The organism is Parasphingorhabdus sp. SCSIO 66989 (genome assembly GCF_032852305.1).
Taxonomy (GTDB): domain Bacteria; phylum Pseudomonadota; class Alphaproteobacteria; order Sphingomonadales; family Sphingomonadaceae; genus Alterisphingorhabdus; species Alterisphingorhabdus coralli.
The window spans coordinates 2,681,082-2,708,080 of the sequence record NZ_CP136594.1; the positions used below are offsets into that span (position 1 = coordinate 2,681,082).

The following is a 26,999-nucleotide window of genomic DNA, read 5'->3' on the forward strand; positions in this document are numbered from 1 at the left end:
AGCCATGACCAGAAAGTCCCTTGAACATCTGAATTGCAGCTGGGCCCAGGCAGCCGAAGCGATTGGCGATAAGTGGTCTATCATGATCGTGCGCGATGCCTTTTTCGGCGTGAAGACATTTTCCGCCTTTGCTGACAATCTTGGCATATCCAAGAACATCCTCACCCAAAGGTTAGAGCATCTCATCAAGCACGGTGTGCTGGCGAAACGCCCAATAGGACTCGGCACGTCACGTTCGGAATATACCCTGACGGATAAAGGCCAAGCCCTTTTCCCAATCATGATCGGCCTGGCGCAATGGAGCGATGAGTGGGTTTTTGGCAATGATAAAGAGCCTTACAACATAATTGACAAGCAGAAGGGCGCGCCAATCCAAAAGGTCCGTGTCACAGACACCAACGGCTGCGAACTCTCTATGGCCGATGTGACATTAACCCCAGGCAAAGGCGCTAATGCCAATAATCGGCGGCTTGCGGAAGAGATGGCGCGCAATGAGAGGCTGGCGGACGGTTAGGACTAGGCCATTCCCGGACTTCTCGAATAGCAAACGACTGTCCAAGTGTCGTTTCATCAGGGTAAGGGCACTAGGCTTAGAATGCGTAATCGCCGAAACACCATAATTGCTGATAGATCACCAAAGATTACAAAAGGGTTGCTTCACAGATCAATCCCCACGCGCAGATTGAGATGAGGGCTGCGATCCTCGCTTTGGTCGCGGTCGCGGTTTAGGGGGACTGCGCCTTCCAGTTCGAAGTTAATCGGGCCGGCATCGCCGCGTATGCCGATGCCGCTGGAGATAAGTGATCCCCCTCCCCTTGTCCGCCGCAGATTATCGACATAGCCGCCATCGACAAAGGCATAGGGTTGCAGCCAGCTGATCCAGCTATTGGGCTTGCGGAAAGTGTAATTAATCTCGGCAATGGCAGCCAAGCCATTATCGCCTGCCAGTTCGGCAAAATCAAAGCCGCGTACGCTGAACGGACCGCCAATGTTGAACTCCTGCGCGGCAAGCAGTGGACGGTTGGCGATTTGGCCCTCAACGCCCAGCAATGCGCCCCAATTTCCCCCCAGACGGCCGCGCCAATTGGCGTAGTAATTGCCCGCGGTAAACACTGCATCACCATCAAAGCGCGAAGCAAAGCGGCTGCCCATACGTGTGGCGTTGAAAAGATCAAGGCCTTGAATCAGCGATGTCCCGGCGCGCAAGCGGCCGGAAAACAGCTTCACGTTGGAAGATAGCCCGATCGAGAACGTTACCTGATTGTCCTGACGCAGCAGACCGATGACATCATCCTGCTCTACTGAGAGATAAGCGATCCGCGCATCGACCCACAGGCTGGCATCGCGTGACCGGCTGATCGGGCGGCTGGCAAAGACTTCGACAAATTCGGTATCGCCTTCGACATTGACAAAACCGCCACCCGGCTGGTTGGTGCCGATAGAACCGGCAATGCCAACGCGCGTGCCATCTGCGCCAAAACCGATGGAATAGGACGCGCTGGCAAAAGCAAATTCGTCAGGATCCAACGGGTTGCTGCGCACGCTCGCAGAGCCGCGATCGCTGCCATCAAAAAAGCCGCTGAAATCATAGCTTAGACGAGCGCGTGTCGGGCCTATACGCTGTGAGCCATAATTGTCGACCGATGCACGGACGCGATCCTCGCGCTCGCGCACCCTGACCTCGAGGATATTTTTGCCTTTTTCCTTGAGGAAACGGGTTCGGCCCATGCGTATTTCTGGCAGGTCGCCCGCCAGCAATATGCGGCGTTCGATCACATCACTACGCGCGATGGTGCCTTCCAGCGGCGCAAGAAAACGCTGCAGCGCCGGATTGTCAGAGCCTTTGACCCGCACTTCATCGATCCGGCCTTCATTGATTTCAATTGTCAAAATACCATGCTCGACCGCCTGCTCGGGCAGACGCGCGGTTGCGAAGACATAGCCTTGATCACGCGCAATAGTGGAGACCTCCTGAATCACACGGCGCAGATCATCATCCTGCATCACCTCGCCGACATTCGCCTCGACAACGGAAGCAAAAACATCTGCGCCGAGTTCTTCTGTGCCTTCAATGGCGATGGAACCGATCAGCAAGCCTCCGTCGCGGCTTTGCAAGTCGGCAATGTCTGGTCTTGGCTGGTCTGCAGCAGCCAAAGCGAGCTGAACAGGACGCACTATGCTGTCCGGCTTATCCTGTGCTTCGGCTTCAGGCGCAGCGGCTGTGCTTGTATCTGCCTGTAACGCAGCAACCTCCGCCTGTGCAACGACAGGCATGCACAACAGCGCCAGCGCCGAAGCACCGCCACTTGAATATACAAGCCCGGGAAAAGGTCGTCGTGACATCCTGCCCATATGGCGAACAGGGCATTAAGGATACGCTCGGCAACATGGTTATCGTGACGTAAACCATGTATTTCAACAGGCTAGCTTAATCTGCTGTGTAATTGACCGTCGTAACACAGATCACATGCACAATTGTGCATTAAGTATTTTACGATGGGATATGGACCATGTTGAAACGCGCAATCGCCGCTATTTTGCTACTTTTCGGGCTGCTGTTCAGCAGTGCGGCAATGGCCAATAGCGGGCCTTGGACGATCAGCGAATCACATGGCCAGGTCAGTGTGATTAAGAAGGGCGTTACCAAAGTCGCGGTCCAAGGCGGCCAGCTGACTGTAGGGGATGCGATCAAAACCGGCCGCAAAGGTCGCGCCGTTTTGACGCGTGGCGAGCAATACATTGTCGTTTCGCCAGGTAGCCATCTGAAGGTGGCGGAAGAGAAACCCGACAGTCTGGTAACACAGATTATTCAATATTTTGGCAATTCACTGTTCAAGGTCGACAAACGCAAGGATCAGCATTTCGGGGTGAAAACGCCCTATATGGCGGCTGTCGTCAAAGGCACGACGTTCAGCGTCAATGTCTCTGAGGGCGCAGCAACGGTGCAGGTCACCGAAGGTGCGGTCGAGGTGGCCACGCTGGATGGCGGTGCGATAGAGGTGTTGCGGCCCGGCGATATCGGTCTGGTAGAGCGAGACGACCCCTATAGCCTGATGATACGCGGCGACAATGGCCGCCGCCTGGAATCGCCGAACCGTCCACAGGCTCCGCTACAACCAGCTACACCGGTAGCGCAGAACCCGGCTCCGGCAGTTACCGTCGCTTCGGCTTCCAATGTGGTTGCAGGGCCGCCTGTTGTGCGCGAGATGCTCAACGCACCGGTTGATCTGGGTTATGAGACTAACGGGCTGATCACAGGGCGTTTGTCTGAAGCAGCAAATGATGACACCGACGCTGTCGCAGCAGACGATGCCAATGCCGCCTCCCCTGCCCCTGTGCCTGAGGTTGAGGCTGTTTTGAACCAAGGCGGTAGAGACGATAATGCTTCGGACGACACCGATGATGGATCCACCGTTGATGACGACGCAGATGTCGATGCAGAACAGCCAGATACCGATGGCGGTACGGCCGATAGCGAAGGCGATATAGCCGATGAAAGCGTATCGGACGATGATGGACCAGCTGCAGATAATGATGATGTCGGCAGCGACATCGATGACACCGATGACAGCGTAGAAAACGACCAGCCGGCAAATGATGGCGGGGCCGAGGACTTTGACGCGGGAGATGCGGACGATACTCCGGACGCTCCTGTTCCGGGTGATGATGAGCCTGCAGACAGCGATGATGGCGATATGCCCGTCGATCAGCCTGGTGATGGTAACAATGCGCCAGACGAAGGCACCGAAGCCGACGATGGCAATAACGGCCATGGCAATGGCCCTGACGGCGTAGATGAAGGCAACCCAGGAAATGGTAATGGTCCAGGTAATGGCCAAGGCAACGGGAATGGTCAGGGCAACGGGAACGGCAACGGCAACGACGCCGATGACTATACCGACCCGGACTACAACGACCCGGACTATAATGATCCCGATTACGACGATCCAGACTATACCGACCCCGATTACGACGACCCCGACTATGACGAGCCGGGCAATAACGGCAATGGCAATGGCGGTGGGAACGGTCAGGGCAATGGGAACGGCCAAGGCAACGGCAACGGGAATGGCCAAGGCAACGGCAACGGCAACGACGCCGATGACTATACCGACCCGGACTACAACGACCCGGACTATAATGATCCCGATTACGACGATCCAGACTATACCGACCCCGATTACGACGACCCCGACTATGACGAGCCGGGCAATAACGGCAATGGTAATGGCGGTGGCAACGGTCAGGGCAATGGGAACGGCCAAGGCAACGGCAATGGCCAGGGCAATGGCAATGGCAACGACGCCGATGACTATACCGACCCGGACTATAATGACCCCGACTATACCGATCCCGATTACAACGATCCCGACTATGACGAACCGGGTAATAACGGGAACGGGAACGGGAACGGGAACGGGAACGGGAACGGGAACGGGAACGGAAACGGCAATGGCAATGGTCAGGGCAACGGCAACGACAAAGGACTCTTGGATGTCGTTGAGGATATAGTCGACGAGGTCACCGGCAATAATGCCTATGTTGACTTTGAAGAATATGCTGCAGGTCGAGAAAATGGAGATTATAATGATAGCTATGAGCCAGACGCCTCCGCCCCGGACGATCTGGAATGGGGTGTTGAAGACACGCCTCTCGGCCAAGGCAGGGGTAGAGGACGCTTCGCCAACCCCGATTGAGGTAAGAACCGAAAGCCACCAACAGCATATTTAACCGCGCATTAGGACTAACCGCTTATCGGTCAATGATTGGCACAACGAAAAGGCTGATCCGTGCGGTTTAATGCGCAATCGATACTATTGTCAGACGGCTATACGCTGCGCATAATCGCGTCTGCCATTGCCGTTTTGCTATCGATCCTGCTGGTGATGGCCAGTGGCGGCAGCGCATTGGATCGTACCGTAGACAGCGTCCGCAATATGCTTTCGAGCAAAAATGCGTCGGATGATCTGGTCATTGTCGAGATCGATGCCAATTCGCTTCAAAAGATCGGTCGCTGGCCATGGCCACGGGATATTTATGCCGAACTGATCGAGCAATTGTCACAGCAGGGCGCACGGCAGATTGCCTTTGATGTCGATTTTTCGGCAGCCTCCGAGCCCCAGTCTGACCAGCAACTGGCGAGTGCGATAGCCAATAGCGATGCCAACATTGTGCTCGCCACTTTTCGCCAGAAGCAAGGCGCCAATGTGTCTGCGCATATCGAGAATCTGCCATTGCAGATATTGCGCGAAAATGCGCTATTGGCCTCGGTCAATGTTCACCCCAATGAAGCCGGTCAGGTCGAGCATTATGGCTATGGCGAGTTAACTGGCGGCACGGTACGCCCCGCCCTTGGTGCCCTGATCGCCGAAAGCAATGGCGAGATTGGTAAGGATTTCAGAATTGATCAGGCAATAGACATGGCCAGCTTTGACAGCGTCAGTGTGATTGATGTGTTGGAGGGCAAGACCGATAAAGCCCTGATCGAGGACCGAACGGTGCTGGTCGGTGCAACGGCGATTGAATTGGGTGATCATTATGCATCACCCGGATATGGCGTGATACCTGGCGTCTATATCCACGCTCTCGCATCGGAAACCTTGAAAAATGGTAGCGATATGCCGCAAGTCAGCGGTTGGCTGACCTTTCTCGCAACAGCTCTGGTCCTTGCTATACTGCTGTTTCGCAAAAGCCGCAGAACGCGTGTGCGTGACGCAGCGCTTGTGCCAATCACACTGGTCATCGCTCTGATCGTTACGCATTTCGCCGCCTATTTCTCCGCCCTCGCTTATGTTCCGATAGGCAATGCGCTGCTGCTTTGCTTCAGCTATGTTTTCGTCCGCATGGTGCAGACGGCCATCAGCAATATGCAACAGGCACGCCACCATGACGGCCTTACCGGCCTGCCCAATGCCCAGAATCTCGAGATATCGGAGCAACAGCATCATATCGCAGCGCTGCATATCGCCAACTATAGTGACCTGACCGCTGACTGCAGCCAGCAAGAGTTGAAGGCCCTGTTATGCGCTATGGCAGAGCGCCTTAGCCTATTGGCTGATCAAGGCAGGATTTACCGCACCGGCGATGATCAGCTTGCATGGATAGTCCCGGAGGACAATCTGCCCAATCTGTCAGACTATTTTGAGACGGTCTCAGCCTTCTTCCTGCAACCTGTGCAGACAGGCCAGCGCAAACTGCGGGTGAAGGCGGTGTGCGGCTATCATAATGGCGAGGATATTGGCTGGGTCCGGCTTCTGGCGGGGGCCAATGTCGCAGCGACCAAGGCGATGGAACTCGGCTATCGCTGGCTGGCATATAGCAGCGATCTCAACGCAATCGTGCATGAGAAGCTCCAAATATTGAATGATCTGGATCAGGCCATTGCAGAAGGCCAGATATGGGTCGCTTATCAGCCGAAAATGGATGTCCGCACCCGGCATATCGCTTCGGCTGAAGCGCTCGCTCGCTGGCACCATCCTGAACTCGGCACTATCGGTCCGGATCGGTTCATACCGCTGTTGGAGCAAGAGGGACGCATTGCTGATCTTACCCTCCATATTCTGAAATCCGCTTTGGTCGACATCGCGAACTGGTCGCTTCAGGGCCATGATATTAATTGCTCGATAAATGTCTCGGTCGCGCTTTTGGGAGATAACCGCTTCATAAGTGACGCGCTGGAAGCCATTTCCCGCTCGACAGTTGATAACGCATTGCTCACCTTTGAGATTACCGAGACAGCATCCATTCAAGATCTGGAAGCCGCTGCGCGTGTTCTCTCTGATCTCAGGGCTCAGGGCATCAAGATATCGATTGATGATTATGGCACAGGGCAGTCATCCCTCACCTATTTGCGCGATTTCCCTGCGGACGAAATCAAAATCGACCAGACCTTTGTCCGCGCCATCATTGCCAACGAGGCCGACAGAGTGATGGTGGGCTCGACAATAGCCATGGCGCATAAAATGCACTTCAAGGTCGTCGCTGAAGGGGTGGAAGACGAAGATACCCTGACGCTGCTCTCAAGCTATGGTTGTGACGTTGTCCAAGGTTGGCATATAGGCAAGCCAATAGATGCGAATGCATTCGGACAGGCGTTTCTGTCTTGCTCTCAATTCATAAGGGCTTCTGCTTAAGATTACAGCATGAAGCGGGCTTAGGTTAGGCGAAGCGCCGCCAGCCCGAAACCATAGCCTGTATCGATTAATCAGGGTTAGAAAGTGCTGTGACAAGATGCACGTTTATAGCTGGTTCGATTCCCTATCTTCTCATTTCCAGAAACGAAGGCGCTTGACGGGTCCTTGATCCCGGACGATGATTAGGTAAAAATACACAAAATAGGAGAGGCTTGTGCGACAGGCATGGAGTACGCTTGCGCTTGCGAGCATTTTGGCAATCGGCGTTGCGGGCTGCTCGGAGAGCGAGCCGGATGTAAGCGAAACCCAATCAGGGGATGGCACTGACACCATAGAGCTCGCAGAGTTCCCCGATCGGCCCTATTGGGGCGACACGCATCTGCATACTGATAACTCTGTCGATGCTTTTGGCTTTGGTACCAGGCTTGGACCGGAAGCGGCGTTGCGCTTTGCGCGTGGTGAAAAGGTCACGGCTACTACTGGTGCGGAGACACAACTGGCGCGGCCGCTGGATTTTCTGGTTATCGCTGACCATTCCGACGCTCTGGGTGCGACCCGCCGCCTTTATGATGCCCCGCGTTGGTATGTGAACTGGGTTATCGGTGATGAGACGGTGCTGCGCTGGTATGACATGATGCACGAAAGCCCCGAGCAATCGACCAAGGCGGTTGGCGAGCTGATTGACGCTGCAGCAACAGGAAATGTGCCCGAAGCATTTGCGGATCCTGAAGCCGCAAGAGAGGCGACCAAGGACATTTGGAACACCCAGCTAAGCATTCTTGACCGCTACAATGAACCCGGCGTTTTCACAGCCCTTGCAGGCTATGAGTGGACGGCGATGCCCAATGGAAACAATCTGCATCGGGTCGTTATGTTCCGCGATGGCAGCGACAGGACCCGCCAGACTGAGCCTTTTCCCGGCATTGCCACCACTGCGCCGCAACTGTGGGAATATATGCGCGGCTATGAAAAAAAGACCGGTGGCAGAGTGCTGGCTATCCCGCATAATTCCAATGTTTCCAATGGCCTGATGTTCCAGATGACCATGGAAGATGGTTCACCCATGACGCCTGAATATGCCGCTTTGCGCGCTTGGGCTGAGCCGGTGGTTGAAGTGACGCAGATAAAGGGAGACAGCGAAACCCACCCTTATCTGTCCCCCAATGACGAGATGGCGGATTTTGGCGTCAAGGGTTGGGATTTCGGCAATTTGTCACTGACCGAGAAGACGGTGCCGTCCATGTATGCTGGCTCTTATGCCCGCTCTGCGCTGATGCGTGGCCTTACTCTGGAACAGCAATTGGGCGTTAACCCCTATGCCTTTGGCATGATCGGAGCAACCGACAGCCACACCTCGCTTGCAACGGGTGATGAGGACAATTTCTGGGGCAAGCATACCGGCAACGAACAGGCCTATACAGATCGCGCCAATGAGGGGCAGAATCTGGGCACGCGTGAAGGCCGCTTTGGCTGGCACTATCTTGCCGGTGGTTATGCAGCAGCATGGGCGCGCGGCAATACGCGGGCGGAGATTTTTGACGCCTTTGCCCGGCGCGAGGTTTACGCCACAACTGGTCCGCGCATGACTGTGCGCATTTTTGGCGGGTTCGACTTTACCGAGGATGATTGGGACGGCGATTGGGTGCGCGCAGGCTATACACGCGGCGTGCCGATGGGCGGCGAACTGGATGATGAAGGCAATGCCCCCAGCTTTCTTATCAGCGCTTTGAAAGACCCTGACGGTGCCAATCTTGACCGGGTTCAGGTTATCAAGGGCTGGCTCAATGCTGCCGGCGAGATGCAAGAGCAGATTTATGATGTGGTGTGGAGCGACATGGACAGCCGACGCAGAAGCAGCGGAAGCGTTCCCGCTGTTGGCGACACGGTGAACCGCGATGACGCGACCTACAGCAACTCCATTGGCGCGGCGGAACTGCGCACTGTCTGGACCGATCCCGATTACCGCCCGAACCAGCGCGCTTTCTATTATGTGCGTGTTCTGGAAATCCCGACACCGCGCTGGACGCTGTTCGACGCGGTGCGTTTCGGGATCACCCTGTCTAAAGAGGCTATGGCGGATGCTGTCGCACAAGAGCGCGCCTATACCTCGCCTATCTGGCTCAGATCCAAATCATAAGGGTGCTGCGTGAACCTTCGTAACCTGGCGCGCGAGCCGCTGGTCCATTTCGTCATCCTGGGTGCAGTACTCTACATCGCGCTCACCTGGGGCGGTACGCCCCCTGATCCTGCATCACGCGTTATCAAGGTCGGCGCGAGCGAGAAGGAGAAGATCGCCGAGAGCTGGACGCTGACCATGGGGCGCTCGCCCACCGATGCAGAGCTGGACAAGGCGATAGACGCCTATGTGCGTGAAGAAGTGCTCTACCGCGAAGCGCTGCGCCTCGGCCTCGATGAGAGCGACACCATTGTGCGCCGACGTATGGTCTCCAAGATGGATTTGTCTGCCAGTCTTGCTGCGGAAACCGCGGAACCATCTGAAGAGATGTTGCGCGCCTTCTTCAAAGAGAATTCCGAGCTTTATGCTGACTATGGCGCTGCGAATAGCAAGGTGAGCTTCGATCAGAGTTTCTTCTCCAGCGAGGCCAAGGCAAAAGCTGCCTTGAGCAGCGGCGCTGATACTGGTGAGGCGACCAGCCTTGCTGGCACTATAGAAGAGACTGCCATGCGCGATATAGAGGCACGCTTTGGCAAGGGATTTACCATCGGGTTAAATGCGCTGGAGCCGGGCGAGAATTGGCAAGGGCCGCTGCGGTCTGGCTTTGGTTGGCATCTGGTGCGATTGCGCGAACGCGTGGTGCAACCGCCTGAATTTGAAGCTTTGCGCGATGTTCTCGCCAATGATTGGCGCAGCGCTCAGATAAAGGCGCGTAAAGAGCGCGCTTATGAGGTGCTGAGCAGCGCTTATCGCATTGATATTGACCGGTGAGCAGCATGATCCGCCTGCTTATTGGCCTGGTCGCAATATTGGCGGCATTGCCTGTTTCCGCGCACGAGCTGCGCCCCTCGGTTGTGGAACTGCGTGAAATTGAGGCAGGCGAATATACGCTGGAATGGAAAGTCACTCTCGCCATTGGCAGCGCGGCGATCCTTGCGGACCGACTGGAGCCGGTGATACCGGAAAATTGCACGATGCAAGGCGATCCGGTGCAAAACATCCAGTCTGCCGCATTGATGGGTCGTGTAAACCTTGTCTGTGAGGGTGCACCGGCCGGCGAAAATTTCGGACTTAGTGAACTCCTTGGCAAATCGGATGCTATCGCCCGCTTCATTCCGCAAGATGCGCCGACACAGAGCTTTCGCCTCACCGCGGATGCACCATCTGCGACGATATTGGCCGAACCGTCACCGCTGAGCGTGCTGTTCGATTATTTTATCATTGGTGCAGAACATATCGTATTTGGCTGGGACCATTTATTGTTCGTGATAGCGCTGGTTCTGCTGGTGCGAACTCCATGGCCGGTAGTCAAAGCCGCGACCGCTTTCACTATTGCGCACTCAATCACCCTCGTCGCGACAATCCTCGGTTATTCGGGTCTTCCCAGTCGACCGGTTGAGGCGCTGATTGCGCTATCGATTGTGTTTCTAGCGGTTGAAGTGGCGATGGTGCTACGCGATCCTGAGAAGCGCACATTGACGCGCAATTACCCCTGGGCCGTTGCCTTTATATTCGGCCTTGTCCACGGCTTTGGCTTTGCCGGCGCGCTAGCCGATATTGGCTTGCCGCAGACGCAACTCGCCACCGCTCTTTTTGCTTTCAATGTGGGGGTGGAGGCAGGCCAGTTGCTTGTCGTAGCGATCACATTGCTTATTCTGGCAGCATTGCGACGTGCCCCGGAGACAGCGCAAAGCCGCACCCTCAAACTCGCTACTTACGCTATTGGCACCACCGGCAGCTTTTGGTTGATCGAGCGGCTTATCGGCTAGAAGCCGGGCGAAACCACGCTAGGTGATAATGGTAACGGCAACAGCCGGAATCGAGATTAGCACGACGGATGATAACGCAATCGGTGCCAAGAACGATGCTGTTACAATTGTGCTCATGACGGGTTAATGGGAGCTAGCTATAAAAGTTAGCGATTCAACACCCCCCTTAACAGCCGCAATGTTTGGCACCTGTCACTTATCGGCTCTCGACAATTCTGAACCCTGTGCCGATATTCGGCAGTCAAAACGATGGAGAAAAACATGACCAGAAAGATCAGCGGTATAGCAGCGGTTTCGTCACTGTTTTTGGTAACTGCCTCCTTGGCATTGGCCGGTCCTGCCATGGCACAGAGCGCCTCAAACAAAGCAAAGATTGCACACAAGAATTTTGTTGCCGCAGATGCCAGTAAGGATGGCGCTCTCTCTACGTCAGAATTCAAGAAATTCATTGATATGAGTGCCAGTGCAGGTCTTGGTCAGGCACCGACGATCAAACGCATGGGCGCTTATAGCTACGCTTATAGCCGGGTCGACAAAAATGGCGACGGCAAGGTGACGTGGAACGAACTGCGAACCGCTGCTGCGAAATAGAACTCTTCGTGTGACCGGGTACAAATCTGGCACATATCCTACTGTAGAACATAGATAATCATATGGCTTTGCCATGTGATGCGTTTGGTTGAGATCGATAAGATAGATTTTTTCTTCTTTCTCTGGATTAAACCCGCACCGCCATCCGTTTCCTAAATGACCGGTCGAAAAGGACCGGGGATATTCATTTTGAGGAGACGTAAAATGACAGTTTCAAAATTTGCTCTTGCCCTCGCTGCCGGTGTTATCGCGACCACGGCTCAGGCGACGATGCCGATGCTGTATGAGGAAGCGTTGGCGCGTAGTGAAGAAGAGCGCATCATCAATGCACCGATTGCCGGTATCGAGAACAAGCACTGGTTCAATTACCGCATCGACATTGCCGAGGCGCAGAAGGAATTGCGCTCCGATCTTGGCAAGGCGGATGATGTTGATGACCTGCGCGATGCCTGGGAGGAATATGCCGAGGAATTGCAAGAAGAGCGCAAACACTATGTCGAAGAAATGGCCGAACGCGGCTATCGTATGGGCACGGTGACCGTGGTAGAATAATCGCTCTCTACCTGCTCCCCAACGAAAAAAAGGGACCGGTCACCATGCCGGTCCCTTTTTTTGTGCCGATTGCGCTTGGCAGTTTAGCGCCAGCCCTTCTCGCGCGCCTCAGCCTCCGCCTCGGCATCAAGCGCATCGCCCGCCGTCATTTCCTGCGCCGCCGCCAGCAGATCGGACTCACTTCCGGCCTGGCGGAATTCGGTATTTTGCCCATTGCTCAGTTCAAAGCGCTGTTTAATCTCCCAGCCTGTGTCATCGCGACAGGCAATGCCACCTGCATCGCTACCGCGATAGGCGCGGCACAGCTCACCACTTGCATTTTCAAAGCTCAGCAAGATGCGGGTCTCGGCATCAGTTGCTTGGGTTGCGACAAGCTGGTCGTCCAGCGCCGAAGCGAGCTGTGCTTCGGCATAGCCATCGGGCGTGGCGCTTTGCCATGGCTGCCACACCGCCAGCACCAGCGAAGCGGCCAACGCCGGACCGGCAACCGGAAACCAGCGGCGCATTGCAGGCGGCAAACTCCGCTTTTGCCGTTCAGAGGCTAGGCTGATGACCTCGGCCCCATCTTCCTCGTCAGCGCCTTCCTCGTCAGCCGCTCCTTTATCGTTGGTCGCCAACAAATCTGTGAGCCGGTCAGGCACCGGCTGGTCGAGGATCGGGGCAAAGTGCGCGCCGAGCTTTTCCTTCAAAGCGCGATGGGTCTCTACCTTGCGTGCAAGCGCGGGATCATCGGCAATCGCGGTCTCCACCAGCGATTTTTCTTCACCAGTCAGTTCGCCATCGGCATAGGCTGCGAGTTGCTCCTCGGTGATGCTCATGGCGTATCCTCCAACAGCTCCAGCAGCGCGTCGCGCCCGCGCACCAGGCGCGAGTTGAGCGTTCCCACCGGGCAACCGACAATCTCTGCAGCCTCTTTGTAGGAATACCCCTCAACCATCACCAGAAGGACCGCTTCGCGCTGATCCTCGGGCAGTTTTTGCATCGCGCGGTCAACCATGGTGAGTTCCACCGATGCTTCCTGTGCCCCTTCCGAGCCGACCGACAGCCCCGCATCTTCGCTGACAAAGGTCTGTGATCGCCGCGCTCCGGCTCGCTTCTCATCGATACATATGTTGCGCATGATCCGATACATCCAGCTATCCAGCCGCGTCCCCTCCTGCCACTGGTCGCGACGAGTCAGAGCGCGTTCAATTGTTAATTGGCACAAATCATCGCCATCAGCCGCTGAACCGGTCAGCCCGATAGCAAACCGCCGCAAGCGGGGCAGCAAATCGAGCAGTTCCTGTTCAAATGCCTTGGACAGTTTTTTGTACCTTCATATGGATGAAACGATTGGGCTCACTCGTTTCATCCCTGTGTAAGGGTAAAAAGTGGATATAAGCAAATATGCGCAAGATTCTGTCCATAACGATATGTATTATGCTGATGACGAGTCCGTTGGCGGCGCAGCTCAACCTGCCCGCGGGGCAAGTCCGGTTGCCGCCCGTTGGCGATACTATCGGCGATGTCACCGACACGATCGGTGATACATTGGATGATACAGACAGCATCGTAGAGCGAAAGGCGCAGCAGCTATTGCGCGCCCGCGAGCGGAGCTTGTCACGGCTGCTGCGGCGCAATCGCGACCTGATCGAACGCGATGCACGCGGAGAACTGGCGCGGCGTGGCGAGATCATCGCCCAGGATCTGACCGAGGCTGAGCTAGCGCTTTTGCAGCAGGCTCGATTTCGCCTGATCGCACGCGAGACGATTGAGGGGCTGGACTTTAGCATCACGCGGCTTGGCACGCCGCAGGGGCTTGATCTTGCCGAGGCACAACAAGCGGCAGCAGAGATAGCGCCCAATGCCAATATCAGCGCTGACAATCTGCATTTTCAGGCGGGGACAATGGAACCTGTAAAGACAATGGTCCCAACCATGGTCGCCATGCAGAGTGCAACGCCAATCAATATCGAAGTGGGCATCATCGATGGCGCGCCTGGCGCGGCGACCAGAACATTGGGCGAGAAAGGTTTTGCCAGCGGGGCGCCCAAGCCCTCAGATCATGGCAGCGCTATAGCCAGCCTGTTATGGGACGCAGGTATAAGGCGCATCCGTGTTGCCGATGTCTATGGCAGCGATCCGGCAGGCGGCAATGCGCTGGCCATTGCCAAGGCGCTGGGCTGGCTGACGGCCCGAGGCAGCAAGGTGGTGACGATAAGTCTTGTCGGGCCCCGCAACCGGCTGGTCGAGCGGGCTGTGCAATCGGCGCGACTCAAGGGCATTGTTGTGGTGGCCGCTGTCGGCAATGACGGCCCCGCAGCACCGCCTCCTTACCCCGCATCCTATCCAGGTGTGGTCGCTATCACAGGCGTAGACCGCCGCGAGCGCGCGCTGATTGAGGCAGGCAGAGCGCTCAATCTGGATTATGCTGCTCCAGGTGCGGATGTTTATGGCCTGAACGTAAAAGGCAAACGCAAGAGATTGCGCGGCACATCCTTTGCCACGCCATTGGCTGCGGCGCGGATTGCTGCGGCGATGGAACGCGGCGGTAACTGGCGCGCGCAGCTCGATGCAGAAGCGCGTGATCTCGGTACCAAAGGGCCCGACAAAATCTATGGTCGCGGGCTGGTCTGTGCCGAATGCGGCAGAAAAAAATAAAAATTTTCGCAGATGCATGGATTAAACCGAAATCCCCATCCGTTTTCCTTTCAAGCGGTCAGAGAAAGGCCCGCTGATTAGACGAAAGGATAGGACATCATGAAAAAGATTATCGTTACAGCAACCGCCATCGCCCTACTGCCGGTAGCAGCCCATGCACAGCTGCTTGGCAACATAGGCGGCGGAGCCACAGGCTCTCTGCGCGGCACATTGGACAGCACCATTGGTAGCTCTTTCAGCAGTACCATCGATCGCACCACACGCACTGTGCGTGGCACGGTCGATGGTACCGCTTCCACTGACGGCAACCAGTCGGTTGATGCCCGCAATGGCAGTGTTTCCGCCAACCGCAGCGCCAATGGGTCGCTAACCGGCTCTACCGCGAGCCTGACCGACCTCGCCGTCCCTGCTCTTAGCAACGCGGCAGGCGCTTCAGGATATGGCGAGGCCAGTGGCCAAGGCAGTGCCAATGCGCAATTTGTCGGCACCAATGCCGTGATGGACGCGATCAGCCCGGCGGCAAGCAGCGCGGGCAATCTGGCGAGCAATGCTGCAGGCCGTGCGACCTCCACCGCAACCGGACTTGCACGCAGCGCGCCAATGCCCGGGATCCCTGTAGTGCCCGCGCTCGGCGGAGCCGCTCTGGGCGGCAATGGTTCAGCAGAAGGCAATGGCTCGGCTTCGTTGATTTCCTCACCGCTGGCGGTTGCTGGCAGCGCTGCATCAGCTGGTCAGGGTGCCGCGACAGTCACCCCGGGAATGCCGGTGACGACGCCCGACGGCGCGTCTCTTGGTCAGGTGCAGCAGATTGTCGCCAATGGCCGCGGCGAAGTGCAGCAGGTCGTGGTGCAACAGGGCAATGTCACCCGCACCCTGCCCGCTGGTATGTTCAGTGCCAATGGCAACGCTCTGGTGGCTGGTGAGGCAGAAGGACAGGCTCGGGCAAGCGATACCGCCGAACCTGCCCCGGCTCAGAATGGCGCTGCCAACTGATTGCAAAGTACGGACGAGATGTTCGGCATGAGAAGCCCGCTTCCAGATGATGGAGGCGGGCCTTTTGCTTACAAAGCCAGAGTTTGGAAGCCATTTAGAATGTTGCAGAAATCTGTCTTTACATTACAGTCACGCCTTAAACAGATAAGCAACAATAGGTGGTGTTATGAGAGGCTTACGGGGACGCTTCGATAGGGTGTTTGCCATATTCGTGCTGATACTGGGCCTCAGCATAACCTCCCCCGCCCTCGCACAATCCGAGAAAGACAAGAAGGAACAGAGCGCGCTATCATCTTTGCCGCTGCGCCTGATTGGGCCGTCCTATCCTTCCGGCAGAATATCGGACTTCGCATTCTTCTCCGATGGGCCGCATCATTATCTGGTTGCGACTGCTTCTGCCGGGCTTTGGGTTACCAAGAATTCCGGTATCTCTTGGGAGCCGCTTTTTGATCGACAAGGAGTCTATGCCATTGGCGTGGTGGAGATTGCGCCTTCTGATGAGAAGGTCATCTGGGTCGGCACGGGTGAGAATAATGCTCAGCGCTCTGTGGCCTTTGGTGATGGCGTCTATAAGTCCACCGATGGCGGCAAGAGCTGGAGCAATATGGGGCTGAAGAACTCCGGCCATATCAGCCAGATCTGGATTAACCCCGAAGATGCCAATACCGTTTTGGTGGCAGCACAAGGCCCGCTGTGGTCATCGGGCGGCGATCGTGGCCTTTACAAGACAAGTGATGGTGGCGCGAGCTGGGAGCAGATTCTGGCGGTAGATGAACATACCGGCATCAATGAATTTGTTGTCCATCCAGATAATCCCGACATGATCGTCGCCTCTTCCTATCAGCGTCGGCGGCATGTCTGGGTGTTGATCAATGGTGGCCCGGGCTCGGGCATTCACCGCACCAGCGATGGCGGCGAGAATTGGAAGCAAGTGACAACCGGTCTGCCCAAGGATGATATGGGCCGCATTGGTCTCGCCATGGCGCCTTCCAACCCGAATATGGTCTATGCCATTATCGAGGGGCAGCCCAAGGAACAGGGTGTCTATCGCTCAAGCGATTTTGGACAGAACTGGGCAAAGCGGTCCGGCCATATGACCACCAGCCCGCAATATTATAATGAGATCGTGGTCGACCCGGTTGATGAGAATATTCTCTATTCGCTCGATACCTTTACCAAGCGCTCCAAAGATGGTGGCAAGACCTTTACCAATTTGAACGCCGATAGCCGCCATGTCGATGACCATGCCATATGGATAAACAAGGATAATACCGATCATCTGCTGATCGGCGGCGATGGTGGCATCTATGAAAGCTGGGATGGTGGAACGCTGTGGCGGCATATGCAGAATCTGCCGATCGTGCAGTTTTACCGCATCCAGCCGGACAATGCCGCGCCCTTCTATAATGTTTGCGGCGGTACACAGGATAATAATTCACTCTGTGGCCCTTCGCGTACAACCGTGTCGCATGGCATCACCAATTCAGACTGGCATATTGTGCTGGGCGGCGATGGCTATAAGCCGCAAATTGATCCGCGCGATCCCAATATCGTCTATGCGCAATATCAATATGGCGGCCTTGCCCGGCATGACCGGCGGACACAGGAGCGGGTTTTCCTGACGCCGCAGCCGCAATCCGGCGAACCAGACTATAAATGGAACTGGAACACGCCATTGCTGATCAGCCCGCATAATCCCGACCGGATTTACTATGCGGCGGAATATCTCTTTGCCTCTAATGACCGGGGCAATTCATGGCAGAAGATTAGTCCCGACCTGACACGCCAGATCGACCGCAATGCACTGGAGGTGATGGGCCGCGTCTGGAGCGTGGATGCGATTGCCAAAAATGATTCCACCTCGATCTACGGCGCGGCGATTGCGCTCAGCGAAAGCCCGTTGGCGGAAGGTCTGATCTATGTTGGCACCGATGATGGCGTCATCTCGGTGACTGAGGATAATGGTGGCAATTGGCGCCGCCTGGAGCGGGTGAGCGGTGTGCCCGATATGACGCTGGTGGAAGACATCATCGCCTCGCATCATAATCCTGATGTCGCCTATGCCGTGTTCGACAATCACAAGCGCGGCGACAATAGGGCCTATGTCTATCGCACCAATGATCGCGGCCGCTCCTGGCGGTCTATTGCTGGCAATCTGCCCAATAATGGCGCTGTGCACACCATTGCCGAAGACCATGTTGACCCGAACCTGCTCTTTGTCGGCACCGAATTTGGCCTGTTCTACACCCAGAATGGTGGCGCAAGCTGGCAGCAGCTCAAGACCAAATTCCCGACCATTGCAGTGCGCGATCTGGAGATTCAGCGCCGCGAAAATGATCTGGTCGTCGGTACTTTTGGCCGCGGCATCTATGTGCTTGATGATTATTCGCCACTGCGCACCAGCGCTGGTTCGGTTGCCGGATCAGAAGCGACGCTATTCGGTGTTCGCGATCCTTGGCTCTATGTCGAAGGCGATCTATGGGGCGGCGGACGCAATGGCAAGGGCTCCAATGGCGACAATTTCTGGCGTGCAGAGAACCCGCCTTATGGCGCTGTCTTCACCTATGCGCTGCGTGATGGCCTGAAGTCGAGCGCGGCTGCGCGGCGAGAGGCCGAAAGGAAGATTGAGAAAAATGGCGGCGATACGCCCTATCCGTCTTGGGAAACGCTGCGCGCCGAGGATCGCGAGGATGAACCTGCCATAATGTTCACCATCACCGACAGCGCAGGCAAAGTCGTGCGGCGGATGACCGCGCCGCATACAAAAGGTCTGCACCGCATTGCCTGGGACTTGCGCTATGATGCACCTAATCCGACGCGGCTTAAAGCAGCAGAAGCGCCCTATTTTGGCGGCGCGCCCGTCGGCCCAATGGTCTTACCCGGTCGCTATACCGCGACATTGGCCAAGCGTATCAATGGCGTTGTGACCCCGCTTGCAGAGCCGCAGAGCTTTATGGTGAAAGTGCTCGAAAACAGCGAAGAGATTGCACAGGATCGTGCGGCTGTTCTGGCCTTCCAGCAAGAGACCGCCGATCTGTCTCGCGCGGTGTCGGGTGCTGGCGCGGCGTCGCGTGAGCTGCGCAATCGTCTGGCGCACCTCAAGGTTGCTGTCGAAACACTGCAGTCGCCCAATGACAGTCAGAGAACGTCCATCCAGCAGATTGAGGGCATTCTAGACGAGACGGACAGAGCGCTGTTTGGCGATCGCACGATCAGCAGTCGCAATGAGCCTGCACCGCGCTCAATTGCCGCCCGTATTGGCCAAATTCGTGGCTGGGGCTGGTCGCATCAGTCGCCGGTTACCGGTTCGGACCAGCAGGCCCTCGCCATTGCCAAGCAGGAGTTCGGTTCTGCACTCGCTCAGCTGCGCGATGTAGAGACACGCATCCAGGCATTGGAGAATGAGCTCGAAGGTCTGGGCGCGCCCTATACACCGGGTAGTGGCGTGCCGACCTGGCCCTTGCAACGATAGACGAACACTCTGGTTTGAGTGCCATATTTGCAACTCCCGAATCTGGCTCAAACGGGCTAGGATACAGGGAGGGTCGAAAGTGTTTAGAGTGTCATCCCATCAGCGCAGCCATTTGCTGAGCCTTGCTGTTGCGGCGGCGCATATATTCTGGGTTGCGCCTGCATATGCAATATCAGATGCGGAAGACGTGACCGCTGATGATGCTGACGAAATTGTCGTCATGGGCACGCGCTCTGAAAGAGAGCTGGACTCCGAACCGTATTCCATTGAAGTAATAAGCCGCCAGCAGCTGGAACGCGAATTGCCGCGCACCGTGCCCGAAGCCCTGGACACATTGCCGGGGGTTTTGGTGCAGAAAACCGCATCGGGTCATGGCTCGCCCTATATTCGCGGCTTTACCGGCAATCGCACTTTGATGGTCATTGATGGCATACGCTATAACAATGCGACCTATCGCGATGGCGCGAATGAGTATTTTGCCCAGATCGACAATTTCACCCTGTCGCAGATTGAGCTGATCGCGGGGCCGTCTTCGGCACTTTATGGCAGCGAGGCCGTCGGCGGGACCATCAGTCTGGCGACGCAATCCTCGGGCATATTTGACCACAATGATCGCTTCATCGACGGTCAGCAGATTTTGCGGGTATCGACCGGCGATGGCAGTTTTGTATCGCGCTCCGCGCTGAATGTCGGGAAAGGCGGCAGCTGGGGTCTGCGCGGCGGGGTGACGGTGCGCGACTATGGCAATGTCCGCGCAGCCGGGTTCGGAGAGCTTCTGAATACCGGCTATACCGAGCGCGCCTTTGATGCGCGGCTGGATGTCGCGCTGTCACCGCGCTGGACAGCGACACTGGCGCATCAAAGCCTGTGGCAGAATGATGTGCCGCGCACCCATTCGACCATCTTCTCGGTGCCCTTTGCCGGAACGGAAGTCGGCACCGACCTGCGGCGCGACAAAGATCACCAGCGCGGTTTGACCTATCTGAAAATCAATGGCGATACCGATCTTGACTGGATGCGCTCGCTCGATGTCACCTTCTCCTATCAGTCGCGTACCGAGGAAGAGGACCGGATACGCGGCGATGAACTGAGGATCGATGAGTCTTTCACCTCGGACCTGTTCGCGCTCAACGCGGTCGCCTCGGCAGAGTTTGGTAGCGTCGAACTGACCTATGGCTTCGATCTCAGCCATGAGCTGATTGACAGTGCTCGCACCGATACCGCGTCTGATGGAACCGTGACCGTCCGGCTGCAGGGACCGGTCGGCACCGATGCGCGCTATGATCAGGCCGGATTGTTTCTCCGCAGCATTACCAATGTGGCAGACGGGCTGACAGTGGAGGCGGGTCTGCGCGCATCCTTTGTTGATACGTCTATCGGTCAATTTGCCGATCCCGTGACCGGCGGGGCGCGATCCTTTTCGGACAATTGGTCCGATCTTTCCGGTTCGGTAAGAGCGCTGTATCGCGATCAGGGCCACAGCCTGTGGGCTGGCTATAGCCGATCCTTCCGCGCCCCCAATATCGCCGATATCAGCCGCTTTGGCCGCAGCCGCTCAAGCGAGATTGAAGTCGCCAGCCTAGACCTGACGCCAGAGCGCTTTGACACATTCGAGCTAGCCTATAGCTACGACAATGAACAAGTTGCATTCGGCCTCACCGCCTACACCACCGAGCTGCACGACTATATCGCCACCGTACCGACAGGTAATATCCGTGAGGGCCTGATCGAGGTCGCCAAGCGCAATGCAGCCTCCGGGCGGATATCGGGCGTAGAAGCATTTTTCCGCGCCGACCTGGGCAGCGGTTTCGCGTTTAACAGTAACGCCACCTGGCTCCGCGGTCGCCTGACCACACCCACTGTCGATGGCCCATTGCGCGAACCGATAAGCCGCATTCAGCCCATAACCGGCAATTTCACCCTGACCTGGGAGCGCGACGACCATTGGGCGCTGGCCGAACTGACCCTGACCGACCGCGCCGATGAACTGAGCAGCGGCGACCTGCTCGATGTCGAACGCATCCCGCCCGGCGGCACCCCCGGCTATGCCCTACTCAACATCCGCGGCGGCACGGAGATCGCTGATGGAGTTGCGCTGACCTTGGCGCTCAACAACGTGTTCGACGAAGCATACCGCGCCCATGGCTCGGGCAATAATGAACCCGGAAGGCATCTGATTGCAGGGATGAATGTGCAGTTTTGAAGCATAGTCTGGCAGCGTCGAGGTCAATATGAGACTGCCCGCTTAGACCTATTTGCGGTCATTCAGCTCGTCTCTCTCAATGACCGCTAAGGGTGCAAAAGGGGAATTAAAGATCCTCGGCCAATTAGCCTTTTTCTACTTTGGAAAGAAATTTGATAAGGTTTTGGTAAAAATACTACGGCCCTTTTTTTGACTCTAACGGTAGATTGTCTTTGTCAGCAACAAGGCGTTTTCCACTAAAGCGCCAGCGATATATGGCAGTATTATTTGATCCACATGAAGGACAAGGCCGCATCCATTCCTCTCTGTTACGAATTAGAATTCCGGATTCATCGATCGATTGCTTTGCATTTGAGATAAGGTGATCAAGATTGCTAATATTTAGGTATAATAGGCCCCTTACTGTTGAAACTAGTCTATTAGACACACATGCTTCGAAAAGGTAGGCCGGAACAATATTTTGAGCTATGTATCTATTGATGCCGCTATCACACACCTCCGCGTATCCGCAGTTTAGGCAGCGCCATCCTTGTATTGGGCTTCTGTTATCAAATATCCCTCTCATTTCATCCGGTGCATTTTCTCCGTTCACAAATGCCGAAAGAGATGCATCGTGATATCCTATCTGTTCTTTTAGGTCGGATAACGAGTATTCAATTTCTGGGTTCTTAGCGAAAAAGTAGCAAAGTGCCTTTAACCAATTGAAAATTACATCGGCCCACGCTTCTGCCCCCTCTGGAATAGAATGGTTATTCGCCCCACAGATAACTACATCATTGAATGATCCCATTCCTCCGTAAGCAGATAAATGATGAACAGTGCTTCGTTCTGTGATCCACTCCTCAATGTCTTTTTGGATCCATTTTAGCCAATGAATTTCATTAACCTCTTTGAGAAAATACTCCATTGCAATTAGTGAATTTTCATACATGCAGATAAGCTAAATGTAATGAAGCATCATGGCAAGTTTGTGCTTAAAGCAAGCCCGATCTTTATGTCCGCTTCTGGGATTTAACATCCCTTACGACTTGAGAGTTTGAACGTCTGTTTCCACTCCCAGGATTCGCCGTTAGATCACTTCGGATTGTGGCCGGAAAGTAGTCACAGGATGGATATTCACCTAGTGACCGCCCAATAAGAATGATCCAATCGAATGGGTACCCCGTCTCCAAATCACGGCAGCTTACCCCCCGGCACCCATGGCGCACCCGCAGCGAGCAACTCGGCCTCAAAGGCAGGGATGGCGCTTTCCGTCAACGTGTTCAGGCGGTTGCGGATCGCATCAAACTCACCCTTGGCATAGCCAAACTGATCGCGATGCGTTTGTGTCGGGCCATGGGTGGAGGCAAACAGGCCGGTCATGACCACGCCCAGTCGGCTGCGCACGGTTGCCTGCGTCCTCTCGTTAATCGCATTGCGCGCCTTGTTGCCGTTGAGCATGGCTTCCAGTGCAAAGACCTCATTGCGAATGGCCTGCCACTGATTGTCCAGCGCCACCGGGTCGCCGCCCTGAGCGCGCTCGGTGGCGATGGCGAGCAGGCCGACCTTCTTCTCCAGCGAAGACAGCGTGCTGGCGGTAGCGCTCACCGAGCGATCAAATTGCGCGATCTCGGCCCAGAACTCGGCGGCATCGGGCTTGGGCGGCAAGGCGCCGTCGCGCAGCCGGGCGACGGTGAAGGGCTTGGGACCGACCAGTTCGGTCGTCTGCCCGCGCACACGTTTTGACAGCGACACGGTATATTCGCCCGGAGAGACGAGGAAACCTGTCGGCTCGTCACCATCCGGAGCGACCGGCGCGGCCACCGACATATCGGGGTAACGCAAATCCCAATTGACACGGTGGAATCCCTTCTTGGCTGGGCCTTTCAGCCGCCGCACAATATTGCCGTCAGAGTTGCGCACCGTCAGCCATATGGTCGGTGCTGTTTCCTGCAGCTCAGCGGTGATCGTATCAAAGCCGGGGAATGGCGTATCCTTGCCTTCCTTGGCGAGCGGTTTCTCGCGCTTCTGCCGTGCCTCCTGAAGCGAAGGCACATCGTCGGCGAGATAATAGGTGAAGTTTGCGCCAAAAGGCGGATTGGGCGCGCGGAAATAGCTATGGCCCTGCGAACCGCCCTCATTAAAGGCCAGCGGGTGCTGCTCAATATACCAATGCGCCTTGCGGCCGGGGAATAGCATTGCCTCCTGGTTGAGGCTGGCCTCGCTCAATGTGCGCAGCGGGGAGATGTCATCGACGATGAAGAAGCCGCGCCCGAAGCTGGCGCCAACCAGATCATCCTCACGGCGCTGAATGGTGAGATCGCGGAACGAGATGGTCGGCGCATCTCCGGTCAGCTTGACCCATTTGCGGCCACCATCAAGCGTGAAGAACATGCCGAATTCGGTCGCCGAGAATAACAGGCTCGGATTGACATGATCCTGCACCACGCGCCAGATCAGGTGACGATCTGGAATATCACCGGTGATGCTGGACCAGCTTCTGCCGCGGTTGGTGCTCTTCAGCAGATAAGGTTTATAATCGCCATATTTGTGATTATCGAGCGCGATATAGACGGTATTGGCATCGAACAGGTCGGCCCGGATGTCGTTAACGAACGCCGTATCGGGCACGCCGGGCAGGCTGCCGACCTCTACCTTCCGCCAACTCGCGCCGCCATTTTCACTTATCTGAATCAGCCCATCATCGGTGCCGGCATAGAGGATATTCTCGTCAATCGGCGATTCGCCCAGAGAGGTGATGGTGTTGTATTGCGACATGGCGAGCAGGTCCCATCCTGCTTCCCAGCTCCATTGCCGCCCCTGAACCGGCAGCTTCAGCCTGTCCTGATCGCGCGTCAGATCACCCGAAATCGGCGTCCAGCTATCGCCGCGATTATCCGAACGCCAAACCCGCTGTGACGCGAAGTATAGCCGTGTCGGCTGGTGCTGGCTGACAAAGATCGGGCTGTCCCAGTTCCAGCGCTCAATCGGATCGCCGGGCGAAGGCTGAGGCTGGATATGCACCACCTCGCCGGTGATACGGTCGACGCGCGCCAGATTGCCCTGCTGCCATTCGGCATACATGATGTCGGGGTTGCCCGGTTCGGTCGCCGATTGGTGTCCATCGGCGAACAGAGTAATGAACCAGTCATCATTGCGGATGCCATGACGGTTATCGGTGCGCGACGGGCCGCCTTGGGAATTATTGTCCTGTGTGCCGCCATAGACGAAATAGAATGGCTCGGCATCGTCGACCGCAACTTTGTAGAATTGGGTTATCGGCAGATTGTTGATGAACCGCCACGTCTTGGTGTGGTCATAGCTTTCATACAGGCCGCCATCAGAACCGAACAGAATATAGTCCGGGTCATCGGGCCGGAAGGCGATGGCATGGTCATCAACATGCTTGTGCTCATTGTTAAGCGGCGTCCATGTCTTGCCACCATCATTGGAAATTTGGCTGGTGTTAGATACAAGATAGATACGATCAAACACATGGGGGCTGGCATAAAGCTCCTGATAATAATGCGGGCCGGTGCCCTGCCCCACTTCGTCGGACATTTTCTCCCAGCTCGCGCCACGATTGGTTGATCTCCAAACCCCGCCCTTGCGCTGGTCTTCCTCAATCGCAGCATAGACAATGTCGGGGCGCATCGGTGACAGCGTCAGACCGATCTTGCCCATATTGCCCTGGGGCAAACCGGTTTTCAGTTCGGTCCAGCTTTCGCCGCCATCTTCTGACTTCCACAAGCCACTTTCCGGGCCGCCACCAACATAGGTCGCCACGGTGCGCTGATGCTGCCACATCGCGGCATACAGACGATCAGGATCGCGCGGGTCGATAAGCAGGTCGGTCGCGCCAGTATAAGGACCGGAAGAGAGCGTCTTCTCCCAGGTCTTGCCGCCATCGCTGGTCTTGAAAACACCACGCTCGCCACCGGGTGACCAAAGCGGACCCTGCGCCGCTACCCAGACTGTGTTGGAGTCTTCCGGGTGGACGATAATCTTCGAGATATGCTCAGAGGCCTCCAGCCCCAGCTTCTCCCAGGTCTTGCCGCCATCATTGGACCGGTAAATGCCGTCGCCAAAGCCGATATGCCGCCCGCCATTATTCTCACCGGTGCCGACCCAAATGCGGTTCGGGTCTGAGGGATCAAGCCCCAACGCACCGATCGAATAAGAGCCCTGACCATCGAATAGCGAAACCCAGGTCGTGCCGGCATTTTCGGTCTTCCAGACACCGCCTGAACCGACAGCGACATACCATGTCGCCGGATCATCCTGCACAATCGCAATATCGGCAATGCGCCCGGACATGAAGGCGGGGCCGATACCGCGCAGTTTGAACGCATCAAATGTCTTGCTGGAAAGCGGGGGCTGTTCTTCTTGCTCGTCCGACTGCGCGATGGCCGCGCTCCCAAGCCCCAGCGCCAACATCAATGCGATCAACAGCTTGGTAATTTTCATCGAAAGCCCCCTTTGCAATCTGGCCAGACCATAGCGCTGAATTTACATTTGCAAATGCCCCTCGACAAACGGCATAGATTTTTGGACGACAGTCAGCGTTAGGTTCATTGCGATTGTTACAGCTTTTTTGCGCCTGCAATCTAACCGCAACAACACCCGCCCCGCCCTCACCCCGGATAAACTTGAAGTAACACAATATTTGGGGCACTTTCCTTTACGGGAGGGAAGCTATGGCCAGTGATAAACAGACTCCGGTCGCGCGTCATTCGGTTGCCACTGATCTCACCACCGCCGATCTTCGTGCTGCGCTCGCCGCAGGCTGGAATGACTTTAAGGCGCACCCTGAATTTGGTCTGTTCTTCGCCGGCATTTATGTCTTTGCGGGCATCGCGCTTTACTATGTGCTGTTCGTCTGGAGCCAGCTCGCCTGGCTCAGCACCTTGGCCGCAGGCTTTCCGCTGATCGCGCCCTTTGTCGCCGTGGGACTCTATGAAGTCAGTCGCCGCCGGGAAAACGGTATGCCGATGCACTGGGGCGCAATCCTCGGCGCGCTACGCGGACGCGGCGATGAACAGATTTTGGCGGTCGGCGTCATCGTGTTTGTCGCTTTTGGCTTTTGGGTGATCGTTGCGCATGGCGTTTTTGCGATATTCCTCTCCGCCTCTAGCATGGGGTCAGAATCTGTTGAATTTTTGATGACGGATACCGGTATAGCGATGCTGGTCGTTGGCGGTGCTATCGGCGCACTGATGGCGCTGGCCTTTTATGCCATCACCGTCATCAGCCTGCCGATGCTGGTCGACCGCGAGATTGATTTTATCACCGCCATCATCACCAGCCTGGCGGTGGTGCGATCCAACAGCAAAGTCATGCTCGGCTGGGCCTGCCTGATCGCTATTGCACTATTTGTCGCTATGCTGCCTCTGTTTCTCGGGCTGTTTATCGTCCTTCCGGTGCTGGGTCATGCGACATGGCATTTATACAGGCGCGCGGTTGGCGAATATCAGACATAAGCATCGTTCCA

18 protein-coding genes are annotated in these 26,999 nt (G+C 56.2%); 13 read left to right on the plus strand and 5 right to left on the minus strand.

Features of this window, described 5'->3' with window-relative positions:
- Positions 1-4: 4 nt before the first annotated feature.
- Positions 5-514 (plus strand): winged helix-turn-helix transcriptional regulator, encoded by a 510-nt coding sequence (locus RB602_RS12610; RefSeq protein WP_317080940.1) that lies wholly within the window; start codon positions 5-7, stop codon positions 512-514.
- 143 nt (positions 515-657) lie between these two features.
- Here RB602_RS12610 and RB602_RS12615 read toward each other — a convergent pair whose 3' ends face one another.
- The gene (locus RB602_RS12615) at positions 658-2,274 is read right to left on the minus strand and encodes a ShlB/FhaC/HecB family hemolysin secretion/activation protein (protein WP_317080941.1); all 1,617 of its coding nucleotides are present in this window, start codon (positions 2,272-2,274) and stop codon (positions 658-660) included.
- A gap of 236 nt (positions 2,275-2,510) precedes the next feature.
- Between RB602_RS12615 and RB602_RS12620 the strand changes: the two genes are divergently transcribed.
- From RB602_RS12620 to RB602_RS12650, 7 genes are all read left to right on the plus strand, one after another.
- A complete protein-coding gene (locus tag RB602_RS12620) occupies positions 2,511-4,697 on the plus strand; it encodes a FecR domain-containing protein (RefSeq protein ID WP_317080942.1) in 2,187 nt (728 codons plus the stop codon).
- A 93-nt stretch (positions 4,698-4,790) separates the two neighbouring features.
- Positions 4,791-7,133, plus strand: coding sequence for a putative bifunctional diguanylate cyclase/phosphodiesterase (locus RB602_RS12625; RefSeq protein ID WP_317080943.1), 2,343 nt, complete (start codon positions 4,791-4,793; stop codon positions 7,131-7,133).
- Between the two features lie 214 nt (positions 7,134-7,347).
- Positions 7,348-9,270 (plus strand): DUF3604 domain-containing protein, encoded by a 1,923-nt coding sequence (locus RB602_RS12630; RefSeq protein WP_317080944.1) that lies wholly within the window; start codon positions 7,348-7,350, stop codon positions 9,268-9,270.
- Positions 9,271-9,279: 9 nt separating this feature from the next.
- A complete protein-coding gene (locus RB602_RS12635; protein WP_317080945.1) occupies positions 9,280-10,080 on the plus strand; it encodes a peptidyl-prolyl cis-trans isomerase in 801 nt (266 codons plus the stop codon).
- 5 nt (positions 10,081-10,085) lie between these two features.
- Positions 10,086-11,078 (plus strand): HupE/UreJ family protein, encoded by a 993-nt coding sequence (locus RB602_RS12640; protein ID WP_317084530.1) that lies wholly within the window; start codon positions 10,086-10,088, stop codon positions 11,076-11,078.
- Positions 11,079-11,339: 261 nt separating this feature from the next.
- On the plus strand, positions 11,340-11,669 hold the full coding sequence (locus RB602_RS12645) for an EF-hand domain-containing protein (protein WP_317080946.1): 330 nt from the start codon (positions 11,340-11,342) through the stop codon (positions 11,667-11,669).
- Positions 11,670-11,873: 204 nt separating this feature from the next.
- Complete coding sequence (locus tag RB602_RS12650; RefSeq protein WP_317080947.1) at positions 11,874-12,221, plus strand: hypothetical protein; 348 nt, start codon at positions 11,874-11,876, stop codon at positions 12,219-12,221.
- Positions 12,222-12,304: 83 nt separating this feature from the next.
- Here the strand turns inward: RB602_RS12650 and RB602_RS12655 are convergent, their stop codons facing one another.
- Positions 12,305-13,039: an anti-sigma factor gene (locus tag RB602_RS12655; protein ID WP_317080948.1), complete on the minus strand. Its 735-nt coding sequence runs from the start codon at positions 13,037-13,039 to the stop codon at positions 12,305-12,307.
- Complete coding sequence (locus RB602_RS12660) at positions 13,036-13,491, minus strand: RNA polymerase sigma factor (protein ID WP_317080949.1); 456 nt, start codon at positions 13,489-13,491, stop codon at positions 13,036-13,038. Before RB602_RS12660 ends, RB602_RS12655 begins: the two co-directional genes overlap by 4 nt.
- 149 nt (positions 13,492-13,640) lie before the next feature.
- Between RB602_RS12660 and RB602_RS12665 the strand changes: the two genes are divergently transcribed.
- The 4 genes from RB602_RS12665 (at position 13,641) to RB602_RS12680 (ending at position 21,529) form a co-directional block, all read left to right on the plus strand.
- Positions 13,641-14,861 carry a S8 family serine peptidase gene (locus RB602_RS12665; protein ID WP_317080950.1) on the plus strand — a complete coding sequence of 407 codons (1,221 nt, stop codon included), beginning with the start codon at positions 13,641-13,643 and terminating at the stop codon, positions 14,859-14,861.
- 99 nt (positions 14,862-14,960) lie between these two features.
- Positions 14,961-15,854 carry a hypothetical protein gene (locus RB602_RS12670; RefSeq protein WP_317080951.1) on the plus strand — a complete coding sequence of 298 codons (894 nt, stop codon included), beginning with the start codon at positions 14,961-14,963 and terminating at the stop codon, positions 15,852-15,854.
- Between the two features lie 166 nt (positions 15,855-16,020).
- Positions 16,021-19,326, plus strand: coding sequence for a VPS10 domain-containing protein (locus RB602_RS12675; protein WP_317080952.1), 3,306 nt, complete (start codon positions 16,021-16,023; stop codon positions 19,324-19,326).
- Positions 19,327-19,414: 88 nt separating this feature from the next.
- Positions 19,415-21,529, plus strand: coding sequence for a TonB-dependent receptor (locus RB602_RS12680; RefSeq protein WP_317080953.1), 2,115 nt, complete (start codon positions 19,415-19,417; stop codon positions 21,527-21,529).
- A gap of 175 nt (positions 21,530-21,704) precedes the next feature.
- Here RB602_RS12680 and RB602_RS12685 read toward each other — a convergent pair whose 3' ends face one another.
- Together RB602_RS12685 and RB602_RS12690 are read right to left on the minus strand one after the other, a co-directional pair.
- The gene (locus RB602_RS12685; protein ID WP_317080954.1) at positions 21,705-22,460 is read right to left on the minus strand and encodes a DUF6966 domain-containing protein; all 756 of its coding nucleotides are present in this window, start codon (positions 22,458-22,460) and stop codon (positions 21,705-21,707) included.
- 242 nt (positions 22,461-22,702) lie between these two features.
- Positions 22,703-25,975 (minus strand): VPS10 domain-containing protein, encoded by a 3,273-nt coding sequence (locus RB602_RS12690; RefSeq protein ID WP_317080955.1) that lies wholly within the window; start codon positions 25,973-25,975, stop codon positions 22,703-22,705.
- Between the two features lie 230 nt (positions 25,976-26,205).
- Here RB602_RS12690 and RB602_RS12695 point away from each other — a divergent pair, with 230 nt between their 5' ends.
- Positions 26,206-26,988 carry a DUF2189 domain-containing protein gene (locus RB602_RS12695; protein ID WP_317080956.1) on the plus strand — a complete coding sequence of 261 codons (783 nt, stop codon included), beginning with the start codon at positions 26,206-26,208 and terminating at the stop codon, positions 26,986-26,988.
- The last annotated feature ends 11 nt before the right edge of the window (positions 26,989-26,999 follow it).